Source organism: Pseudomonas sp. AIG, from assembly GCF_977020205.1.
The window spans coordinates 1-21,044 of the sequence record NZ_CDROCK010000053.1 but is presented as its reverse complement, the minus strand read 5'-3'; the positions used below and the strand labels follow the sequence as shown (position 1 = coordinate 21,044).

Below are 21,044 nucleotides of genomic sequence, written 5' to 3'. Positions count from 1 at the left end.
CCTCCTTTAGCGGCGAATGACGCCGACACTCAAGCCTTCGATCACCAGTTCCTGATCTTTCAGGTCGACTTCGATAGGGGCGAACTCAGGGTTTTCGGCAATCAGCCAGACCTTGCTGCCTTCACGCTTGAAGCGTTTGACCGTCACTTCGTCGCCGATGCGGGCAACGACGACCTGGCCATTACGTGCTTCGCGGGTGGTGTGCACGGCAAGGAGGTCACCGTCGAAAATGCCGATGTCCTTCATGCTCATGCCGTGTACGCGCAACAGATAGTCAGCGCGTGGATGAAAGAAGGCCGGATTGATGTTGCAGGATTCTTCGATGTGCTGCTGGGCGAGGATTGGCGCGCCGGCAGCGACCCGGCCAATGATCGGCAGGGTAGAGTCGTCGGCCTTGGCTTCGAAGCCGGGAATGCGAATACCGCGAGAAGCGCCTGGAGTCATCTCGATGGCGCCTTTACGGGCCAATGCCTTGAGATGTTCTTCTGCCGCGTTCGGCGACTTGAAGCCCAGTTCCTGAGCGATTTCCGCGCGGGTTGGCGGGTAGCCGTTGTCTTCGAGGCAACGTTTGATGAAGGCCAGAATCTCGGCTTGGCGTGGCGTCAGCTTTAGCATATTGATCGCTCTGTCTTTTTATACAGTGACTGGGATTATATACAGTGAAGCGTCCTTGGCAATGCCCGTTTTTTTGCAGGCCGCCGGACGGTCGGCAGCGTTGCTTATTAATGCATCGGTCTTGTGTGGTTAAATAGCTGACCGCCCATTCCCAAAACGAACTGGCAGGCTTGACAAGGCACAGGCTGAAACGTATGTTTCAAACAAGTGTTTGTCAGGCGGAGTAGCCATGGCCCAGTCGGAAACCGTTGAACGCATTCTTGATGCTGCCGAGCAGTTGTTCGCGGAGAAAGGTTTCGCTGAAACCTCATTGCGTTTGATCACCAGCAAGGCTGGCGTCAATCTGGCAGCGGTGAACTATCACTTCGGCTCGAAAAAAGCCCTGATCCAGGCGGTGTTTTCGCGCTTCCTCGGGCCGTTCTGCATCAGTCTCGATAAAGAGCTGGAGCGCCGTCAGGCCAAGCCTGAAAACAAGCCGACGCTTGAAGAACTGTTGGAGATCCTCGTCGAGCAAGCCCTCGTGGTTCAGCCACGCAGCGGCAACGACTTGTCGATCTTCATGCGCCTGCTCGGCCTCGCGTTCAGCCAGAGCCAAGGTCACTTGCGTCGTTATCTGGAAGACATGTACGGCAAGGTTTTCCGTCGCTACATGTTGCTGGTCAACGAAGCCGCGCCGCGTATTCCACCGATCGAGCTGTTCTGGCGCGTGCACTTCATGCTCGGCGCTGCGGCGTTCAGCATGTCCGGCATCAAGGCGTTGCGCGCGATCGCCGAGACCGATTTCGGCGTCAACACCTCCATCGAGCAAGTGATGCGCCTGATGGTGCCGTTCCTCGCTGCGGGCATGCGTGCCGAAACCGGCGTCACCGACGCGGCGATGGCCACCGCGCAATTGCGTCCACGCAGCAAATCAGCGCCGGTCGCCGCCAAGGTTTAACCGCGCACGGGTGGGCGCGGCAGCTTGTATCCGCTAAGCTAGCCGCCCATGCCGACTCTCGTTTTGAACCCGATCCGCATAGAAATTGCTGATCTGCCGAGCATTGCTCACGGTAGCGATTTCCTGCGGATCGGGTTTTTCGTTTTCAAGGAATCTCTATGACTGCTGGCCTGCAAGGCTCGTTGATGGTGGACGTCGCCGGTACCTGGCTGACGGCCGAGGATCGCCAATTATTGCGTCAGCCCGAAGTGGGCGGCCTGATCATTTTCGCGCGCAACATCGAGCATCCGCGTCAGGTACGTGAACTCAGCGCGGCGATTCGGGCGATTCGTCCGGATCTGTTGCTGGCGGTGGATCAAGAGGGTGGCCGCGTACAGCGTCTACGCCAAGGCTTCGTGCGTCTGCCGGCCATGCGCGCCATCGCCGACAACCCGAATGCCGAATACCTGGCCGAGCAGTGTGGCTGGATCATGGCCACCGAAGTACTCGCGGTCGGGCTCGACCTGAGCTTCGCCCCGGTGCTTGATCTCGATTACCAGCGCAGCGCCGTGGTTGGCACCCGTTCATTCGAGGGCGATCCCGAGCGTGCCGCACTGCTCGCCGGCGCATTCATTCGCGGCATGAACAGCGCTGGCATGGCTGCTACCGGCAAGCACTTCCCCGGCCATGGTTGGGCCGAAGCCGATTCCCACGTGGCGATCCCGAACGACGAGCGCAGCCTCGACGAGATCCGCGCCAACGACCTCGTGCCCTTCGCCAAACTCAGCAAACAACTGGCCGCGATCATGCCGGCCCACGTCATCTATCCGCAGGTGGATTCACACCCGGCCGGCTTCTCCCGCCGCTGGTTGCAGGACATCCTGCGCGGCGAATTGCAGTTCGACGGCGTGATCTTCAGCGACGACCTGTCGATGGCCGGTGCCCACGTGGTCGGCGACGCTGCCAGTCGCATCGAAGCCGCACTGACTGCCGGTTGCGACATGGGCCTGGTGTGCAACGACCGCGCCGCTGCCGAACTGGCCCTGAGCGCCGCACAACGCATGAAGGTCAAGCCATCGGCCCGAATCGCCCGCATGCGCGGTCAGGCCATTGCCAACACCGAATATCGCCAGGATCCGCGCTGGCTCACCGCCATCGGCGCGCTCAAAGACGCTCAACTGATCGATTAAGGATTTTTCGCTATGACGGTTTACGCAATCATCGGCGGCACCGGCCTGACCCAACTCGAAGGCCTGACCATTCGCCAATCGCTGGCAGTGGACACGCCCTACGGCGCGCCATCGGCCGACGTGCAGATTGGCGAATACGCCGGCAAGGAAGTGTTGTTTCTCGCCCGTCACGGCCACCCGCATCGCTTCCCGCCGCACAAGGTCAACTACCGCGCCAACCTGTGGGCGTTGAAGCAGGCCGGTGCCGAAGCGATCATTGCCGTTAACGCGGTGGGCGGTATTCATCCAGCGATGGGCACCGGGCATTTCTGCGTGCCGCACCAGATCGTCGACTACACCAGCGGGCGCGAGCACACCTTTTTCGCCGATGATCTGGAGCACGTCACCCACATCGACTTCAGCTTTCCCTACAGCGAACCGCTGCGTCAGCAATTGATCGCCGCTGTGGCTGCCGAAGGTTGTGAGTACAGCGATCAAGGCGTGTATGCCTGCACTCAGGGCCCGCGTCTGGAAACGGTCGCCGAGATCGTGCGTCTGGAACGTGATGGCTGCGACATCGTCGGCATGACCGGCATGCCGGAAGCGGCACTGGCCCGCGAGCTGGATCTGGATTACGCCTGTCTGGCGCTGGTGGTGAACCCGGCGGCGGGCAAAACCACCGAAGTGATCACCATGGCCGAGATCGAGCAGGCCTTGCACGATGGCATGGGCAAGGTGAAGTCGGCGTTGGCACGGGTGCTGGCTGGCTAAGGACTGCCCATGAGCACTCTCATCGAACAGATTAAGTCATTGGCCTGGCCCCGGGCATTCACTAACAACGCGCTGGCCAAGGCCCGGGCTTATGCCGCCGATGATCGGGTAGAGATCATCGAGATCGATGACAGGAAGATCGAGGCGTTCTGCGTCGGTTCGGAAAATCAGGCGTATGAACAAACCATTTACCTGTCCGAAGATCGGTTGGGTTCGGTCAACTTGCGTTGCCTGTGCACCTGTCCTGTCTCAATCGACTGCAAACACTGCGCTGCGGTGCTCTATCACCTGCAGGGCAGTAATCATGAAGCGTCTGAAAGTGACGCACAGATCCCTTTGGGGCGGGCGCTGGAGCATTGGCTTTCGACCATTCCCGTGCCGGCCAAGCCCGCCGAAGAAGGCGCGCAAACCGCAGGCACGCGCCTGTTTTACAAGCTCAAGCCAACGTCAGTGAGCGGCAAGTGGCTGCTCGATATTTTCAAGGTTTCCCAGCTCAAGAGCGGCGAGTTACGCGAAGTCAAACCGATGTATTCGCTGGCGGAAATGCTCATGCGTCAGCCCGGCTACCTGTCCGAGCTGGATCTGCGCGTTGCCAGGCTGCTGGTTGCCATGCACTCCCACCACGCCTATTACAGCGGCTATCCGCTGGAAGGCAGCAGCGGCGCCGAACTGCTGGAAATGCTCCTGCGCACCTCGCGGCTGTTCCTCGATTTCGAGGATCTGCGACCGTTGTTGCCGGGCGCGAAGCGCATCGGCCAGTTCGCCTGGGCCGAGCAGGCCGATGGCGGTTTCCGTGCACAGTGGAGCAGTGCCGAGGCTGCGCAGGAAACCGTGCTGGCGCTGGAGCCGCTTTATTACCTGGATCGTGAACAGCGGCAGATTGGCCCTCTGTTCAATGAACTGGAAGAAAAACTGGCCAGCCATTTGACGCTGGCGCCGGACATTCCGGCGCGTCAGGCCATGCAGTTCAGCCATCGCATGAGCGCCGCGACGAGAATCCCGCCGCCCCACCAACTGACCGAACGAGTCATCGACGACGTACTTCCGCAGCCACAACTGACCCTCGTCAGTGGTCGGGAGCGCTCGCGCTGGGAATACATTCTTGAGCACCGCGCCGCACTGGTGTTTACCTACAACGGCCAGCCGACGGTGGATCGCAACCCGGAAGTAATGATCCTCAACGGTACCGAAACCCAGCGCATTCAACGCCAGCCTGCGCTGGAAAAGAAACTGCGCCAGATCCTGCAAAAGCTCGGCTTCAAAAAAGCCACGCGCAAGAGCTCGCTGGATCGTCCCGGCGAGATGTTCACGTTGCCGGATGATTCCGCCTGGCTCGGGTTTATGCACGAAGGGCTTGCCACGTTGCGCGCCTCGAACTGGGAAGTGGAGATGAGTCCCGGCTTTCATTTCAATGTGCAACCGGTTGAGCAGTGGTACGCCGAGGTCGAAGAAGAGGCTGGGCATCAGTGGTTTGATTTGCAGTTGGGTATCGTCGTCAATGGCCAGCGCTACAGCTTGCTGCCGATCCTTCTGCACTTGTTGCGCACGCAGCCGCGCTTGCTTGACCCGGTCGATCTGGCACAACGCGGCGATGACGAAAAACTCCTGATCGAACTCAAGCCCAGCGGTTTTGGCGACCCTTCAGGCGCCAAGGTTGCGCTGCCGCTGAGTCGGGTCAAACCGCTGATGGCCACGCTGGGCGAGTTGTACCTGGGCGGTCATCAGGGCGATGCACTGCGCTTGAGTGTCCCGGACGCCGCGCGCTTGAGTATGCTCGATGGCGTGCCGCTGGATTGGCAGGGGGGAGAGCGGCTACGCACCTTCGCCAAGCGCTTGCAGAATTCCATTCACACCCACGTCGCTGCGCCGGCCGGCCTTAACGCGCAACTGCGCCCCTATCAGCTCGAAGGCCTGAACTGGATGCAGACCCTGCGCGAGCTTGAGGTCGGCGGCATTCTGGGCGATGACATGGGGCTGGGCAAAACGCTGCAAACCCTGGCGCATCTGCTTACGGAAAAACACGCCGGTCGCCTCGATTGCCCGGCACTGGCGGTGATGCCGACCAGCCTGATTCCAAACTGGCTCGACGAGGTCGAGCGTTTCACCCCGCAGTTGAAAGTATTGGCGCTGCACGGCACGGGCCGGCAAAAGGATTTCGCTAATCTGGCTGAGTACGATCTGGTGCTGACCACTTACGCGTTGCTGCCAAGGGATCTTGAGGTTCTGCAGCCGCAGCTGTGGAGCGTACTAATTCTCGACGAAGCGCAGAACATCAAAAACCCGATCAGCAAAGCGGCGCAAGCGGCCCGTGACCTGCAGGCCCGCCAGCGCTTGTGCCTGAGCGGCACGCCATTGGAAAACCACTTGGGCGAGCTTTGGTCGCAGTTTCATTTCCTCATGCCCGGTTGGCTTGGCGACAGCAAGTCCTTCAATCGCGATTACCGCACGCCAATCGAAAAGCACGGCAATGTTCAGCGTATGCAGCATCTGACGGCACGGATCAAGCCGTTTTTGTTGCGTCGTAAAAAGGATCAGGTGGCCACCGAACTGCCGCCGAAAACCGAAATTGTCCATTGGGTTGATCTCAGCGACGGTCAGCGTGATGTCTATGAAACGGTGCGCGTGGCGATGGACAAAAAAGTCCGCGACGAAATTGCCCGCAGTGGCGTGGCGCGCAGTCAGATCATCATTCTCGATGCCTTGCTCAAGCTGCGGCAGGTCTGTTGCGATTTGCGTCTGATCAAGATGCCGCTGACGGCGAAGGCGTTGCGCTCCGGCAGTGGCAAGCTGGTCAGCTTGATGGAGATGCTTGAAGAGCTGCTCGGCGAAGGGCGCAGGATCCTGTTGTTCTCGCAATTCACTTCGATGCTCGCCTTGATCGAGGAAGAATTGCAGCAACGTGACATTGCTTATTCGCTGCTGACCGGTGACACCACGGATCGACGCACGCCGGTGAAGGACTTTCAGGGCGGCAAGGTGCCGTTGTTTCTGATCAGTCTGAAGGCCGGGGGTACCGGTTTGAACCTGACTGCTGCGGACACGGTGATCCACTTCGACCCTTGGTGGAACCCGGCGGTGGAAAATCAGGCCACCGATCGCGCGTATCGAATCGGGCAAAACAACCCGGTGTTCGTTTACAAACTGATCGCTCGCGGTACGGTGGAGGAAAAAATACAGGCGTTGCAGCAGGAGAAAGCAGCGTTGGCCGGGGCGGTGCTTGAAGGCGGGACGACGGGTGGCTGGAAGCTGGAGCAGAGTGACATTGAGGCACTGTTTGCACCGTTGCCGGTTTCCAAGGATTGAGCTTGGGTTTTAACCGTTAGACCGAGGTGAGCCATTCGCGAGCAGGCTCGCTCCCACATTAGATTTGTGGGATTCACAAGATCCCTGTGAACACTGGATTGGTGAATGCCACAGATCCAGTGTGGGAGCGAGCCTGCTCGCGAAAGCTATTTAACAGGCGACAAATATCTCAACGCTTGTCGAGCTTGTCCGGCAACGGCGCAAACAACGCTTCAATATCATCGCTCTGCAACTTCCAGTCCCCGGCCTTGCGCCCATCCAGCACGCCGGCCGCCAAGTCGGACTTTTCCTTCTGCAGGTGCTGAATCTTCTCTTCCACCGTGCCCCGGGCAATCATCTTGTAGACGAACACCGGTTTTTCCTGGCCGATTCGGTACGCCCGATCCGTCGCCTGATTCTCGGTTGCCGGGTTCCACCACGGATCGTAGTGAATCACCGTATCCGCCTCAGTCAGGTTCAAACCGACACCACCAGCCTTCAGGCTGATGAGAAAGATCTGACGCTTGCCGCTCTGGAATTCCTTCACCGGCGTGCGCCGATCACGGGTCTGACCGGTCAGTAGCGCGTAGGACACGTTACGTTTTTTCAGCTCTTCCTCGATCAACGACAGCATCGAGGTGAATTGCGAGAACAGCAGAATCCGCCGTCCTTCTTCGAACAACTCTTCAAGCATTTCCATCAGGCTGTCGAGCTTGCCTGAGGTGCTGCCGCGAGCGGGCAGGGTGGCGTCGTTGACCAGGCGCAGATCACAGCAGACCTGACGCAGTTTGAGCAGCGCTTCAAGAATGATGATCTGACTGCGCGCCACGCCTTTGCGGGTGATCTCGTCGCGGACTTTCTTGTCCATCGCCAGGCGCATGGTTTCGTACACGTCGCGCTGCGCTTCGTTGAGATCGACCCAGTGGATGATCTCGGTTTTTGGTGGCAGTTCGGTGGCGACCTGTTCCTTGGTGCGACGCAGCAAGAATGGTTTTATCCGACCGTTCAGGTGTTGAAGTCTGACTTCACTGCCGCGCTTTTCAATCGGTACACGGTAATCGGCGTTGAAGCTTTTTACGTCGCCGAGCCAGCCGGGCAGCAGGAAGTGGAACAGTGACCACAACTCGCCCAGATGGTTTTCAAGCGGCGTACCGCTCAGGCACAACCGTTGACGTGCATTGAGCTCGCGCGCGGCTTGAGCAGCTTTGCTGTTCGGATTCTTGATGTACTGCGCTTCATCCAGCACCAACACATGCAGCGGCTGTTTAGCCAGACGTTCGACGTCTTTGGGCAGCAGTGCGTAGGTGGTGAGGATCAGGTCGAAGTCGCCCAGATTGTCGAAATGCTTCTTGCGCGCCGCGCCGTACAGCGCGACCACTTTCAGTTGTGGCGTAAAGTGCGCCGCCTCATCCAGCCAGTTGGGGATCAGGCTGGTCGGCATCACCACCATGCACGGGCGGTCCAGGCGTCCGGCGTTTTTCTCGCTGAGAATATGCGCCAGGGTCTGTAGGGTTTTACCCAGGCCCATGTCGTCCGCAAGAATCCCGCCGACCTCCAGTTGCCGCAGCGATTGCATCCAGCTCAAGCCTTCAAGCTGATACGGGCGCAGCGTAGCATTCAAGCCTTGCGGCGCTTCAACGCTGAAATCACGAATGTCGCGCAGGCGTTGGGCGAACGTACGGATCTGTTCGCCGCCCTCCCACAGCAGCGGCAGGCCTTCCAGCGAGTTGAGTCGTGTTGCGTCGGCCTTGCTCAGGCGCAGGGTGGTTTCGCCCGGCTCCTGCAAATAGAACTCGCCGAGCGTCATCAGCACCGGTTTCAACCGGCCCAGCGGTAGAGCAACCTGCAACGGCCCATGCTCAATGTTTCGTTGCGGCACGTTGACCAGAATCAGCTCGTCATCGCGACGGCGCGCAAGACGTTCCGGATTGAGGATTTCTGCGTGCGAGCGCATCAGGTTGAGCAGGATCGGCAGCAGGCTCAGGCGCTCGCCGTTGACGATGATCCCCAACTCCAGATCAAACCAGTCGCGCTCCGGCACCTGTTCGACGGTGGCGTACCAGTCATCCACGGCGGTCAGATCGAAGCCGAATTCCTCATCGATCTGCAGCTCCCAGCCTTGGCTGCGCAGTTTTGGCAGATCGTTGAGGGTGAAGGTCAGCCAGGCGCTGTCATTGACCATCTCATAGAGTTCGCCCGCGCTCTCCGGCAACGCCTTGCTCTGCCGCGTGGCAATGCGGAAGCCGAGGATTCTTAACTGTTCACGGTAGGACTGTTCGATTTCCGGATGGCGTTTTATTCGCAGCGTCTGGGTTTCCTGACGGATCAGGATGTCGCTGTGCTTCTGCCCGCTGACGTACTCATCCAGATAACTGAACGACAACGCCGCGCGGTGCTGAATATAGCGCTGCATTTTGCCGTTACGCGGTTCGAAAGCGCTGAACTCGACGCTGGCCAGCCACAGGCGCGGCATCGGCTGAACATTGTCGACCAACACTTGCGGCGGCGCTTTCGGGCTGCGGTTTTCCAGCACGGCCTGGAGTTTTTCCAGTAGTTCGGCGTCTTTGGCGGCGGCAGGGTAGTCGAGGGTTTCCTGGACTTTCAGCAGTACCGCAGCGCAGTGTTTGCAGTTGCTGCGAACCGGGCATGTGCAGGCCGCATCGACCAGCAGCAGAGTGCCTTTGGCTGACTCGCGCAGATGAATCGTCTGACGGTAAACGTTACCGCCAGAGCCTTCGCAACTGGCGGTAATCGTTGCATCGCCGACTTGCGCGATACGTACCCGGTTTTCCACGGCGTAGCGGCGGCCACGCTCCAGGCTCTGTTCCTTGAATCGGCTGACCCAGGAGGGCGCCAACGGTTTACTCAGCGGCGGGTTCATAAGGACTTCGATCAGTCCGGAATCGCTTCAGGCGCTTCCCGTGGCGCAGGCGCGGTCAGGGAAGTGATCTTGATCAGCAGGGCCAGATGGCCGTTGTCGAGATAGTTGAGCTGGCCATTCTTGGTGTGACTGTCCTGTTTCAGGCGCTCACTGGCGGTGACCAGGCCATTGGCGTCGATCTGATTGACCCAGAAATCGGCGTTCACGTCGGTGAAGCGCCCGAGCTTCATCTCCAGCGTGCCCTCGATCGGGAATTGTCCGAACTGCTCCTGACCATCGCTGACCGCGACTTTCGCCGGTGCTTCGCCGAGGGTTTGCTGCCAGGCCTTGTGCATCAGCACGCTGTAATCGCCGCTGGCGGTGAGTTTCGTCACCACGTCATTCAACGCAGGCGTGCGCTTGCTGTCATCGCCCAGGCGCTGAGCGCCAGCGGCCCAGTCTTCCGGCGCGGCACGGCTGACGATGGCCGGTACGGCGTTCTGCCGGACCAGAATCATTTCGACCTGATACAGGTCATCGGCAAACGCCATCGGAGCTACGAAGGTGAGTAGCAAAGTCAGTGAGCGAAATAGGCGCATGCGGCGTCCTTCAAACAGATTTCGGGAGGAGGCGCTCAAACAGCGCCTCTACAGTATTAAAGCGCTCTTCCGGGCGTTCCATCGGCACCTGGAATTTGAACATCGTCGCGCCTTCGAATTTGTAGCGTTTTGGCTGGCTCTGGATCAGCTTGATCAGCGTCATCGGATCGACCGGCGTTTGCGCTTCGAATTCGATGCGTCCACCTTGCGGGCCGCCATCGACTTTCTTGATGCCCAACTGCTCAGCCTGCAGCTTCAATGCCGTGATGCGCACCAGATTCTTTGTCGGTTCCGGCAGCAAGCCAAAGCGGTCGATCATCTCGACTTGCAGATCTTTCAGGCCTTCCTCGTCGGTGGCCGAAGCGATGCGTTTGTACAGAATCAGGCGTGCGTGAACATCCGGCAAATAGTCTTCCGGAATCAGCGCCGGCACGCGCAAGTTGACTTCCGGGCCACCGCCCAGCGGTTGATCAAGGTTCGGTTGCTCGCCCTTGCGGATCGATTTCACCGCGCGCTCGAGCATCTCCATGTACAGCGTGAAGCCGACGGCCTGAATCTGCCCGCTCTGGCCATCGCCGAGCAATTCGCCGGCGCCACGGATTTCCAGGTCGTTGGTGGCCAGTACGAAACCGGCGCCGAGATCCTGCGTATTGGCGATCGCTTCCAGACGCTTTTCCGCATCGGAAGTGATTTGCTGGCGCGGCGGCGTCAGCAGGTAAGCGTAAGCCTGGTGGTGACTACGGCCGACGCGACCACGCAACTGGTGCAGTTGTGCCAGACCGAACTTGTCAGCGCGCTCGATGATGATGGTGTTGGCGCTCGGCACATCGATACCGGTCTCGATAATGGTCGAGGCGATCAGCACGTTGAAGCGCTTGTGATAAAAGTCGCTCATCACCTGTTCGAGATCGCGCTCACGCATCTGTCCGTGACCGATACCGATACGGGCTTCCGGCACCAGTTCGGCGAGGTCGGCGGCGCATTTCTCGATGGTTTTCACATCGTTGTGCAGGTAATAAACCTGACCGCCGCGCAGCAGTTCGCGGAGCAGGGCCTCTTTGACCGTGCTCTTGTTCTGTTCCATGACGAAGGTGCGAACCGACAAGCGTCGTGCTGGCGGCGTGGCGATGATCGACAGGTCGCGCATGCCCGACACCGCCATGTTCAGCGTGCGCGGAATCGGCGTGGCGGTCAGAGTGAGGATGTCGACTTCGCTGCGCAGGGCCTTGAGCTGTTCTTTCTGACGCACACCGAAGCGGTGTTCTTCGTCGATGATCACCAGCCCGAGGTTTTTGATTTTCACGTCGTCGGACAGCAGTTTGTGCGTGCCGATGACGATGTCGATCTTGCCTTCGGCCAGATCGGCAATCGCCGCATTCACTTCCTTGGCCGATTTGAAGCGGCTCATCACTTCCACGGTCACCGGCCAATCGGCGAAGCGGTCGCGGAAGCTGTTGTAGTGCTGTTGGGCGAGCAGGGTGGTCGGCACCAGAATCGCCACCTGACGACCGCCGTGCACAGCGATGAACGCCGCGCGCATGGCCACTTCGGTCTTGCCGAAACCGACGTCGCCACAGACCAGTCGATCCATCGGTTTCGGCGCGAGCATGTCTTCGCGCACGGCTTCGATGGTCGATTGCTGATCCGGGGTTTCTTCGAACGGGAAACCGGCGCTGAACGTAGCGTAATCGGCTTTCGGGTCGGCAAATGCGTAGCCTTCGCGAGCGGCGCGGCGGGCATAGATGTCGAGCAATTCAGCGGCAACATCGCGCACCTGTTCGGCAGCTTTGCGTTTGGCTTTCTGCCAAACCTCGGAGCCGAGGCGGTGCAGCGGGGCCAGCGCATCGTCGCTGCCGGTGTAGCGCGCAATCAAATGCAGGTTGGCCACCGGCACGTAAAGCTTGGCGTTCTCGGCGTATTCGAGGGTGAGGAATTCGGCAGCCTGATTGTCGATTTCCAGAATGGTCAGGCCCAGATAACGGCCGACACCATGATCGATGTGCACCACCGGCGCGCCTTCACGCAGCTCGGTGAGGTTTTTGATCACCGCGTCATTGCTGACGTCGCTGCGCTTCTCGCGGCGACGACGTTGCATCACGCGTTGGCCGAACAGCGGACTTTCCGCGACCAGCGCCAGCGCCGGGTCATCGAGCATCAGGCCTTCGTCGAGCGGGGCAATGGTGATCGCCAGACGATCCTTGCTCGCGACGAAGTCTGGCCAGCTGTCGACGGTTTTCGGCCGCAGCTTCAGGCGCTCAAGCAACTCCAGCAGCACTTCGCGACGGCCCGCGGATTCGGCGGTGAACAGCACGCGTCCGGGGAATTCATCGAGAAATGCCGACAGCGCCGCCAGCGGTTGCGTGGCTTTGGCTTCGATCGCCAGATTCGGCAGAGCCTGCGCGGGGAAGCGCTCGCGGCCGACGCCGGTTTCCACGTCCTGTTGACTGGCAACCACACGTGGCCAGCTCTTCAAGCGAGCGAAACAATCTTCCACCGGCAGGAACAGTTCCGCTGGTGGCAATAAAGGACGTGAAGGATCGACGCGACGTTCTTCGTAACGATTGCGCACGTCGTTCCAGAAATTCTCCGCCGCTTGCTCGATACCCGGCAGCGAGAACACTTGCGTGTCTTGCGGCAGGTAATCGAACAGGGTCGAGGTTTCGTCGAAAAACAGTGGCAGGTAATACTCGATCCCGGCAGGGGTGATGCCGCTGCTCAGATCCTGAAAAATCGGGCAGCGTCGGAAATCGACGTCGAAACGCTCGCGAAAACGCGCCTTGAAGCGGGTGACCGCGTCTTTTTGCAGCGGGAATTCACGGGCCGGCAGCAGCTTGACTGAATCGACCTTGTCGATGGAGCGCTGGTTTTCCGGATCGAAGGTGCGCAGGGTTTCGATTTCGTCGTCGAACAGGTCGATCCGATACGGCAACTTGCTGCCCATCGGGAACAGGTCGATCAGCGCACCGCGTACGGTGAACTCGCCGTGCTCATAAACCGTGTCGACGTAGCGATAGCCACTGGCTTCGAGGCGCGCACGCATCTGTTCGACATCCAGCTTCTGGCCGACATCCAGCACCAGACTGCTGCCGAGCAGGAACTTGGTCGGCGCCAAGCGGTGCAATGCCGTGGTGATCGGCACCACCAGCACGCCATGCGCCAGCTCCGGCAGCCTGTATAGGCTGGCGATGCGCTGGGAAATGATGTCCTGGTGCGGCGAGAACAGGTCGTAGGGCAGGGTTTCCCAGTCGGGGAAATGCAGCACGGGCAAATCCGGGGCGAAGAAACTCAGCTCCTGTTCCAGTCGTTCAGCACTCTGGCTGTCGGCGGTCAGTAGCAGGGTGAAGCGCTTGGCCGCGCTGGCAGCCTCGGCAATCGCCAGGCTGAGGGCAGCACCGGGCAAATTGCCCCAATGCTGTTTACCTGCCTCGGCAGGGAGTAGCGGTAGACGCAGAACGGGCACGGAAGGTTGAGCTCCAGGCTTTGCGACAAAGTCGGTAATTGTAGCGGCGTCCGGTGCCGCCTGTCAGTTGCAGACTGTGTCTATCTTCGCTGTTTTGGCGAAATGTAGTGGTAACCATAAAAAGCAGGCGTTTTTTAGCGATTATGTAGTGCCGAAATTGGCTCGTGTTACGGAGGGTTACAGACATCGTCTAACAGTTGACGAAAAATTGACAGCGCTGGAAGCCGCGTATTTACTGGGCTGGCGCGAGGTGTGATTTTTTTGAAAGGGATTTTGTTACCGATTTCGCGACAAGCGCGCATTGCTGAATGAGGTTGTGGGCGGCATAATGTAGCCCCTTTTTTCTGCCCCTACATGTGGAAGGTTACCGTGACTCAGAAGCCCGACCAGTGTCTTGGTGAATGGATCGACCGTGAAGCACTCGCAGAAGCGATGATTCCGCTTATCGGTCAGCTCTACCGCAATAACAACGTGGTGAGCTCGATCTATGGCCGCAGCCTGATCAACCAGTCTGTCATCGCGATTCTCAAAGCTCACCGCTTTGCGCGCCACCGTTCTTCCGACGACAGCGAACTCTCCGTCCACGAAACATTCCCACTGCTCAAAGCCATGAGCGAGCTCAAGCTCGGCGCGGCTTCGGTAGACCTGGGCAAGTTGGCGTTCAAATTCCGTAACGAAGGCAACGGCCGCAGCGCCGAGCAGTTCGTTCGTGAAGAGATGGCTGATGTGGTTGGCCAGCAAAACGCTTCCGCACGTAAAGGCACCGACGTTGTGCTGTACGGCTTCGGTCGTATCGGCCGTCTGCTGGCGCGCATCCTGATCGAAAAAACCGGTGGTGGCGACGGCCTGCGTCTGCGCGCCATCGTCGTGCGCAAAGGCGCCGACAACGACCTGACCAAACGCGCCAGCCTGCTGCGTCGCGATTCGGTACATGGTTCGTTCAACGGCACCATTACCATCGACGAAGAAAACAACACCATCACCGCCAACGGTAACCTGATCCAGGTGATCTACGCGAAGAACCCGACAGAAGTGGATTACACCCAGTACGGCATCAAAGACGCGCTGCTGGTGGACAACACCGGTGTATGGCGTGACGCTGATGGCCTGGGCCAGCACTTGCAGTGCCCGGGTATCGACCGTGTTGTTCTGACCGCGCCTGGCAAAGGCAAGCTGAAGAACATCGTTCACGGCATCAACCACGGTGAAATCACCGCTGATGACAAGATCGTCTCCGCCGCTTCCTGCACCACCAACGCCATCGTGCCGGTGCTGAAAGCAGTCAACGACAAGTTCGGCATCATCAACGGTCACGTCGAAACCGTTCACTCGTACACCAACGACCAGAACCTGATCGACAACTTCCACAAGGGCGATCGCCGTGGCCGTAGCGCCGCGCTGAACATGGTGATCACCGAGACCGGTGCTGCCACCGCTGCTGCCAAGGCCTTGCCTGAGCTGGCCGGCAAGCTGACCGGTAACGCGATCCGTGTTCCTACGCCTAACGTGTCGATGGCCATTCTCAACCTCAACCTTGAGAAAGCCGCCACCCGTGAAGAAATGAACGAGTACCTGCGCTACATGGCGCTGCACTCCGATCTGCACAAACAAATCGACTTCGTTAACTCGCAGGAAGTGGTTTCGACTGACTTCGTTGGCTCGCGCCACGCCGGTGTGGTCGACGCTGAAGCGACCATCGTTCAGGACAACCGCGTTGTTCTGTACGTCTGGTACGACAACGAGTTCGGTTACAGCTGCCAGGTTATCCGCGTGATGGAAGACATGGCTGATGTAAATCCGCCAGCGTTCCCGCGCTAAGCACTCGTTGCAAATGAAAACGCCCCGACTTAGATCGGGGCGTTTTTGTTTGTGTGCCTTTTAGAGTTGTGTTGTCAGTACCGGCCTGCTCGCGAAAGCGTTCTATCGAGCGCCGTCGGGTATGGCCGCTTGCGCCGTGCGCAGTTCATGTTTATTGCCACGGAACAGCACCAGCGTCGCAATCAACCCCAGCACCGCTGCGCCACTGAGCCAGATCCCCGGCGCAGCCTTGTTATCCAACACATGAATCAGGTACGTACAGGCCGCCGGGGTAAACCCGCCGAACGTCGCTGTCGCCAGGCTATAAGCCAGCGAGAACCCGGTCGTACGCACTTCCACCGGCATGATCTCGGTCAGCGCCACCACCATCGCGCCGTTGTACGAGCCGTACAGGAACGACAACCACAACTCGACGATCAGCAAATGGCTGAAGCTCGGATTCGCCACCAGCCACGACAGGGCAGGGTAGGCCGTCAGGATCGCCAGAATCGTCGCCGCCAGCAGTAGGGGCTTACGACCGATCTTGTCAGACACCGAACCCATCACCGGCAACCAGAAGAAGTTCGACAGGCCGATGCACACCGTCACCAGCAACGCATCAAAGTCCGACAAGTGCAGCTCAGCCTTGCCGAAGGTCGGGGTGTAGGCGGTGATCAGGTAAAAAGAAACCGTGGTCATCACTACCAGCGCCATGCCAGCGATGACAATGCCAAAGTTCTGACCGATCGAGCGGACAATTTCCCGCAAGGTAGGGCGATGTTTCCGCGCCTGGAATTCCGGAGTTTCTTCCAGCGAACGACGAATGACGAAGATCACCGGCACAATCATGCAGCCGATCAGGAACGGCACGCGCCAGCCCCAGTCACCCATTTGCTCGGGGCTCAGCCAGTGGTTGAGGCCGACACCGAGCAAACCGGCGAATACCACCGCCGCTTGCTGGCTGGCGGACTGCCAACTGACAAAGAAGCCCTTGCGGCCCGGTGTGGCAATTTCCGCTAGATAGACAGATACGCCACCCAGTTCCACGCCGGCTGAGAAACCTTGCAACAAACGGCCAAACAACACGATCAGCGGCGCAGCGACGCCGAGGGTGGCGTAGCCCGGTACGCAGGCAATCAGCACCGTACCGGCAGCCATCAGCGCCAATGTGATGATCAGGCCCTGACGACGGCCATGACGGTCGATGTAGGCACCGAGGAAGATTGCCCCGAGTGGTCGCATCAGGAAGCCCGCACCAAAGGTCGCCAGCGACAGCATCAACGAGGCGAAGGCGCTGTCGGTGGGGAAGAAGGTCTTGGCGATGGCTGTGGCGTAGAAGCCATAGACCATGAAGTCGAACATTTCGAGAAAGTTGCCGCTGACAACGCGAAAGATCGCTTTGCCTTTGCCCGTGGTGGTGGACATGTTCAGGTACTCACTATTGGATTTTGTATAAAGATGTTGCAGATCCTTTAATTCATAATGGCCGCCGTGGTTTTACGGAGAGATGAATAATTGTTCACTGGACGGTTGCTTGGGCTTGTGATTCTGGCTGGCTTGTTGGCTGGCTGCGGCAATGGCGATTCCATGGAAAGCTTTGGCGGGCCAACCATGGGCAGCACGTATTCGATCAAGTATGTGCGCCACGCCGGCATGCCTGAATCAACGCAGGTTCGCAGCGAAGTGGAGGGCATCCTCGCCGAAGTCGATCGTCAACTGTCCACTTACCGTAATGATTCGGACATCCAGCGCTTCAACGCTTTGCCCGCGAACAGCTGTCAGAAAGTGCCTGCATCGGTCCTTGAATTGGTCCGCGTTGGCGAACAGCTGTCAGTGCAAAGCGAAGGCTCCTACGACGTCACCGTCGAACCGCTGATGAATCTCTGGGGCTTCGGCCCGCAGGGGCGAGAAGAGAAAGTCCCTGGCGCCGCCGCACTCGCCGAGGTGATGTCACGCGTCGGTTATCAGCACTTGCGCATCAATGGCGATCAGTTGTGTAAAGACGCCGCCGTCGAAGTCGATTTCAACAGCATCGCTGCCGGTTATGCCGTCGACACTATCGCGGCGAGGCTCGACGCCATGGGCATTCAAGACTACTTGGCCGAAGCCACGGGTGAATTAAAGGCCAAAGGCAGAAAACTCGACGGCTCACCCTGGCGCATCGCTTTGGAAGAACCTCGTGATGATCAACAGGTCGCCGAGCGCATCATCAATGTCGACGGCTACGGCGTGTCCACCTCCGGCGACTACCGCAACTATTTCCTGCAGGACGGTCGGCGTTATTCCCACACCTTCGATGCGCGCACCGGTGCACCGGTCCTACACGACCTGGCGTCAGTCACGGTGATTCATCCTTCAGCGCTGATGGCCGATGGACTATCGACGCTGTTGCTGATTCTCGGCCCGGAAAGGGCGTGGGACTATGCCGAAAAACATGACATTGGTGCATTCTTTGTGATTCGTGCCGATACAGGTTTTGTCATCCGCACCAGCCGCGCTTTCGATCGCCTCAGTGGCAAGAAAACTGACTGAGAACAATACGAAAGCTGGCGTTGTAGTGCAGGCAAAAGTAGCCTACGACGCGACCAAGGGTTAATGTGCGCGGCGTTGACGCTTCTATAGACTGTGTCCGGGTTCTTGATTGACCCCCAATTGTTCCTTCGCGCCGCCGTTCGGCGTGATTTAGCCGCCGGTGCTGCTGGCACCGCGGCCTGTTCTGAGGAGTACGCATGGCTGTCTACAACTACGACGTGGTGGTGCTGGGTTCCGGCCCGGCGGGAGAAGGCGCGGCAATGAACGCCGCCAAAGCAGGGCGCAAGGTCGCCATGGTCGACAGCCGTCGCCAGGTCGGCGGCAACTGCACCCACCTCGGCACCATCCCGTCCAAGGCACTGCGTCACTCGGTGCGGCAGATCATGCAGTTCAACACCAATCCAATGTTCCGGGCGATCGGTGAACCACGCTGGTTCTCCTTCCCGGACGTGTTGAAAAGCGCCGAGAAAGTCATTTCCAAACAAGTCGCTTCGCGCACTGGCTACTACGCCCGTAACCGCGTCGACGTGTTCTTCGGCACCGGCAGCTTCGCCGACGAGCAAACCATCGAAGTGGTCTGCGCCAACGGTGTGGTCGAAAAACTGGTGGCCAAGCACATCATCATCGCCACCGGCTCGCGCCCGTATCGCCCGGCGGACATCGATTTTCACCACCCGCGTATCTACGATAGCGACACTATCCTCAGCCTTGGCCACACCCCGCGTAAACTGATCGTTTACGGCGCCGGCGTGATCGGTTGCGAATACGCGTCGATTTTCAGCGGTCTGGGTGTACTGGTTGAATTGGTCGATAACCGTGGTCAGTTGCTGAGCTTCCTCGACTCGGAAATCTCCCAGGCGTTGAGCTACCACTTCAGCAACAACAATATCACCGTGCGCCACAACGAAGATTACGATCGCGTTGAAGGCGTCGACAACGGCGTGATCCTGCACCTCAAGTCCGGCAAGAAGATCAAGGCGGATGCCTTGCTCTGGTGCAATGGCCGTACCGGTAACACTGACCAGTTGGGTCTGGAAAACATTGGCGTCAAGGTTAATAGCCGTGGCCAGATCGAAGTCGACGAGGCTTACCGCACCTGCGTGCCAAACATCTACGGTGCCGGCGACGTGATCGGCTGGCCGAGCCTGGCCAGTGCCGCCCACGACCAGGGTCGTTCGGCTGCCGGCAGCATCGTTGATAACGGTAGCTGGCGCTTTGTGAATGACGTGCCGACCGGCATCTACACCATTCCGGAGATCAGCTCGATCGGCAAGAACGAGCAGGAACTGACCCAGGCCAAGGTGCCGTACGAAGTCGGCAAGGCGTTCTTCAAGAGCATGGCGCGTGCGCAGATCGCCGGCGAGCCGCAAGGCATGCTGAAGATCCTGTTCCACCGTGAAACCCTGGAAGTGCTGGGCGTTCACTGCTTCGGTTATCAGGCGTCGGAGATCGTCCACATCGGTCAGGCGATCATGAGCCAGCCGGGCGAGTTGAACACCCTGAAGTATTTCGTCAACACCACGTTCAACTACCCGACCATGGCCGAAGCCTATCGGGTAGCGGCGTACGACGGCCTCAACCGGCTTTTTTGACGGGCTCCGGCCGGTGGCCTGAGCCGGCCGGGGAGACCGATTTCAGCAATTCTCGAGGGTGGCAGTGGCCAAACCGGGAAAGTCTGTAATCAGGCTGTCAACGCCGAAGTCGGCGAGTCTGCGCATCAGCGCAGGCTCGTTGACGGTCCACACCGACACATGCAGCCCCTGACGCTGCGCCTTCTGCAGGCGTTCCGGCGTACACAGCGTCCAGTTCAGCGCAAGAATTTCACAGCCATAGCTGGCCGCGACCTTCAACGGGTCGAGCCAGGCGTATTCGGCGACCAGTCCGCGCGACACGTCCGGCACCAGATCCAGCGCCGCTTTCAGCACTTCCCGCGAACTCGAGGTGATTGTCACCTTGTCGAGCAGGCCATGCCGTTGGGCCATTTCACGAATCGCCAGCACCGTGGTTGCCGCGCGAGTGCGTGAAGCGCTTTTCACTTCTAGCTGCCAGTGCTCGAAATCGCACTTCTCGAACAATTCTTCCAGGGTCGGAATCGGGCAGGGTTTGATCCAGCCCGGGCCGCCCTTGCGCGCGTCGTAAGTCACCAGTTCGGCTGCGCTGTGCTCGACAACCTTGCCACGCCGTTCCGTGGTGCGTTTGAGGGTCGGGTCGTGAATGACCATCAACTCGCCGTCCTTGGACAGGTGCAGATCGAGTTCGCAGCGGCGCACGCCGTGCTTGAGACATTCCTGAAAACTGCTCAGGGTGTTTTCCGGTGCTTCGCCCTTGGCGCCGCGGTGGCCGTAGATGAGGGTCACGGTTCTTCCTTAAATTAAATGCCTGATTCGTTTTGTTCGCGGGCCAGACGTCGTTCCTGGGCCTGCTTCTGCAAGATATAGCGGGCCAGCAACTGGCGCTGCGCGTCAGTCAAGTGTTCGAACTCGGTGCCGACGTCATAACCCTCACCCTTGCGGTCGCAATGGGTGACGCGGGCGCGCAGCAGCAGGCCCAGCGCTTGCGGCATCAGCACCAGTTTCACCGACAGGTGTGCGCCGGTGGTGATCGGCGTCGGGTGCTGAAAGTCGATCCCGCCTTCGGAGATGATCACCGGTTGCGGCTCGCCGATCTGGCCCAGCACGGTCAGGGCGACCACTTGGCTGAGCAGGTCGATGCGTTTGTTCTGGGATTTCAGGAACGCGGCAATGGCCCGGTCGCGCTCGCTGATCTGGCGCAACAAGTGTTGCGACTCGAATTCGCTCAGGTGCAGTTCACTGAGCAGGTTGAAGAGCGGGGAAGCATCCTGCAACACTTCCTGGCCTGCGGCTTCGGGAGCAGACAGGGGCCGAATTTCCAGTGCGATCGTGTCCTCGATACGGTAGTATTCGCGGCGATCTTCTTCATCTAATGTCGACATGGCGAACCCATGGTAGCGGCGGTGGGCTGTGTGTAAAACCGGGTTTCGACCCCCCCCCCAAAGAAGTTCCCTTTTCCTTCCCAAAAACCC

General features: G+C 59.3%; 14 protein-coding genes. 7 read left to right on the top strand and 7 right to left on the bottom strand.

Annotated features, from left to right (window positions below; translation table 11 throughout):
* Positions 1-6 precede the first annotated feature (6 nt).
* Positions 7-615 carry a transcriptional repressor LexA gene (lexA, locus tag ACWR1S_RS24965; protein ID WP_003226590.1) on the bottom strand — a complete coding sequence of 203 codons (609 nt, stop codon included), beginning with the start codon at positions 613-615 and terminating at the stop codon, positions 7-9.
* Between the two features lie 229 nt (positions 616-844).
* On the opposite strand from lexA, the gene ACWR1S_RS24960 reads away from it, so the two are divergent.
* The 4 genes from ACWR1S_RS24960 to ACWR1S_RS24945 all read left to right on the top strand — a co-directional run bounded on the left by ACWR1S_RS24960 (position 845) and on the right by ACWR1S_RS24945 (position 6,774).
* The gene (locus ACWR1S_RS24960; RefSeq protein ID WP_454565350.1) at positions 845-1,552 is read left to right on the top strand and encodes a TetR family transcriptional regulator; all 708 of its coding nucleotides are present in this window, start codon (positions 845-847) and stop codon (positions 1,550-1,552) included.
* A 158-nt stretch (positions 1,553-1,710) separates the two neighbouring features.
* Complete coding sequence (gene nagZ, locus ACWR1S_RS24955; protein ID WP_454565349.1) at positions 1,711-2,721, top strand: beta-N-acetylhexosaminidase; 1,011 nt, start codon at positions 1,711-1,713, stop codon at positions 2,719-2,721.
* Positions 2,722-2,733: 12 nt separating this feature from the next.
* Entirely contained in the window at positions 2,734-3,471 is a 738-nt protein-coding gene (locus ACWR1S_RS24950; protein ID WP_016986745.1) for an S-methyl-5'-thioinosine phosphorylase, read from the top strand.
* A gap of 9 nt (positions 3,472-3,480) precedes the next feature.
* Entirely contained in the window at positions 3,481-6,774 is a 3,294-nt protein-coding gene (locus tag ACWR1S_RS24945; protein ID WP_454565348.1) for a DEAD/DEAH box helicase, read from the top strand.
* Positions 6,775-6,943: 169 nt separating this feature from the next.
* On the opposite strand, the gene ACWR1S_RS24940 is transcribed toward ACWR1S_RS24945, so the two are convergent.
* Genes ACWR1S_RS24940 through mfd form a run of 3 tightly spaced genes read right to left on the bottom strand, consistent with a single transcriptional unit; the run spans position 6,944 to position 13,672 of the window.
* A complete protein-coding gene (locus ACWR1S_RS24940) occupies positions 6,944-9,634 on the bottom strand; it encodes a DEAD/DEAH box helicase (RefSeq protein WP_454565347.1) in 2,691 nt (896 codons plus the stop codon).
* An 11-nt stretch (positions 9,635-9,645) separates the two neighbouring features.
* Positions 9,646-10,212, bottom strand: coding sequence for a CsiV family protein (locus tag ACWR1S_RS24935; RefSeq protein ID WP_454565346.1), 567 nt, complete (start codon positions 10,210-10,212; stop codon positions 9,646-9,648).
* Between the two features lie 10 nt (positions 10,213-10,222).
* Positions 10,223-13,672, bottom strand: a complete 3,450-nt coding sequence (gene mfd / locus ACWR1S_RS24930; RefSeq protein WP_454565345.1) for a transcription-repair coupling factor — start codon at positions 13,670-13,672, stop codon at positions 10,223-10,225.
* A gap of 354 nt (positions 13,673-14,026) precedes the next feature.
* Between mfd and ACWR1S_RS24925 the strand changes: the two genes are divergently transcribed.
* On the top strand, positions 14,027-15,490 hold the full coding sequence (locus ACWR1S_RS24925) for a glyceraldehyde-3-phosphate dehydrogenase (RefSeq protein ID WP_008082184.1): 1,464 nt from the start codon (positions 14,027-14,029) through the stop codon (positions 15,488-15,490).
* A 102-nt stretch (positions 15,491-15,592) separates the two neighbouring features.
* On the opposite strand, the gene tcuC is transcribed toward ACWR1S_RS24925, so the two are convergent.
* Positions 15,593-16,894 (bottom strand): tricarballylate/proton symporter TcuC, encoded by a 1,302-nt coding sequence (tcuC, locus tag ACWR1S_RS24920; RefSeq protein WP_454565344.1) that lies wholly within the window; start codon positions 16,892-16,894, stop codon positions 15,593-15,595.
* Between the two features lie 162 nt (positions 16,895-17,056).
* On the opposite strand from tcuC, the gene ACWR1S_RS24915 reads away from it, so the two are divergent.
* Positions 17,057-18,001: an FAD:protein FMN transferase gene (locus tag ACWR1S_RS24915; RefSeq protein ID WP_454565343.1), complete on the top strand. Its 945-nt coding sequence runs from the start codon at positions 17,057-17,059 to the stop codon at positions 17,999-18,001.
* 197 nt (positions 18,002-18,198) lie between these two features.
* Complete coding sequence (gene sthA, locus ACWR1S_RS24910) at positions 18,199-19,593, top strand: Si-specific NAD(P)(+) transhydrogenase (protein ID WP_064117858.1); 1,395 nt, start codon at positions 18,199-18,201, stop codon at positions 19,591-19,593.
* A gap of 42 nt (positions 19,594-19,635) precedes the next feature.
* On the opposite strand, the gene ACWR1S_RS24905 is transcribed toward sthA, so the two are convergent.
* Positions 19,636-20,358 carry a glycerophosphodiester phosphodiesterase gene (locus tag ACWR1S_RS24905; protein WP_016986737.1) on the bottom strand — a complete coding sequence of 241 codons (723 nt, stop codon included), beginning with the start codon at positions 20,356-20,358 and terminating at the stop codon, positions 19,636-19,638.
* 14 nt (positions 20,359-20,372) lie between these two features.
* Positions 20,373-20,954, bottom strand: a complete 582-nt coding sequence (locus ACWR1S_RS24900) for a PilZ domain-containing protein (RefSeq protein WP_454565342.1) — start codon at positions 20,952-20,954, stop codon at positions 20,373-20,375.
* Positions 20,955-21,044: the final 90 nt, after the last annotated feature.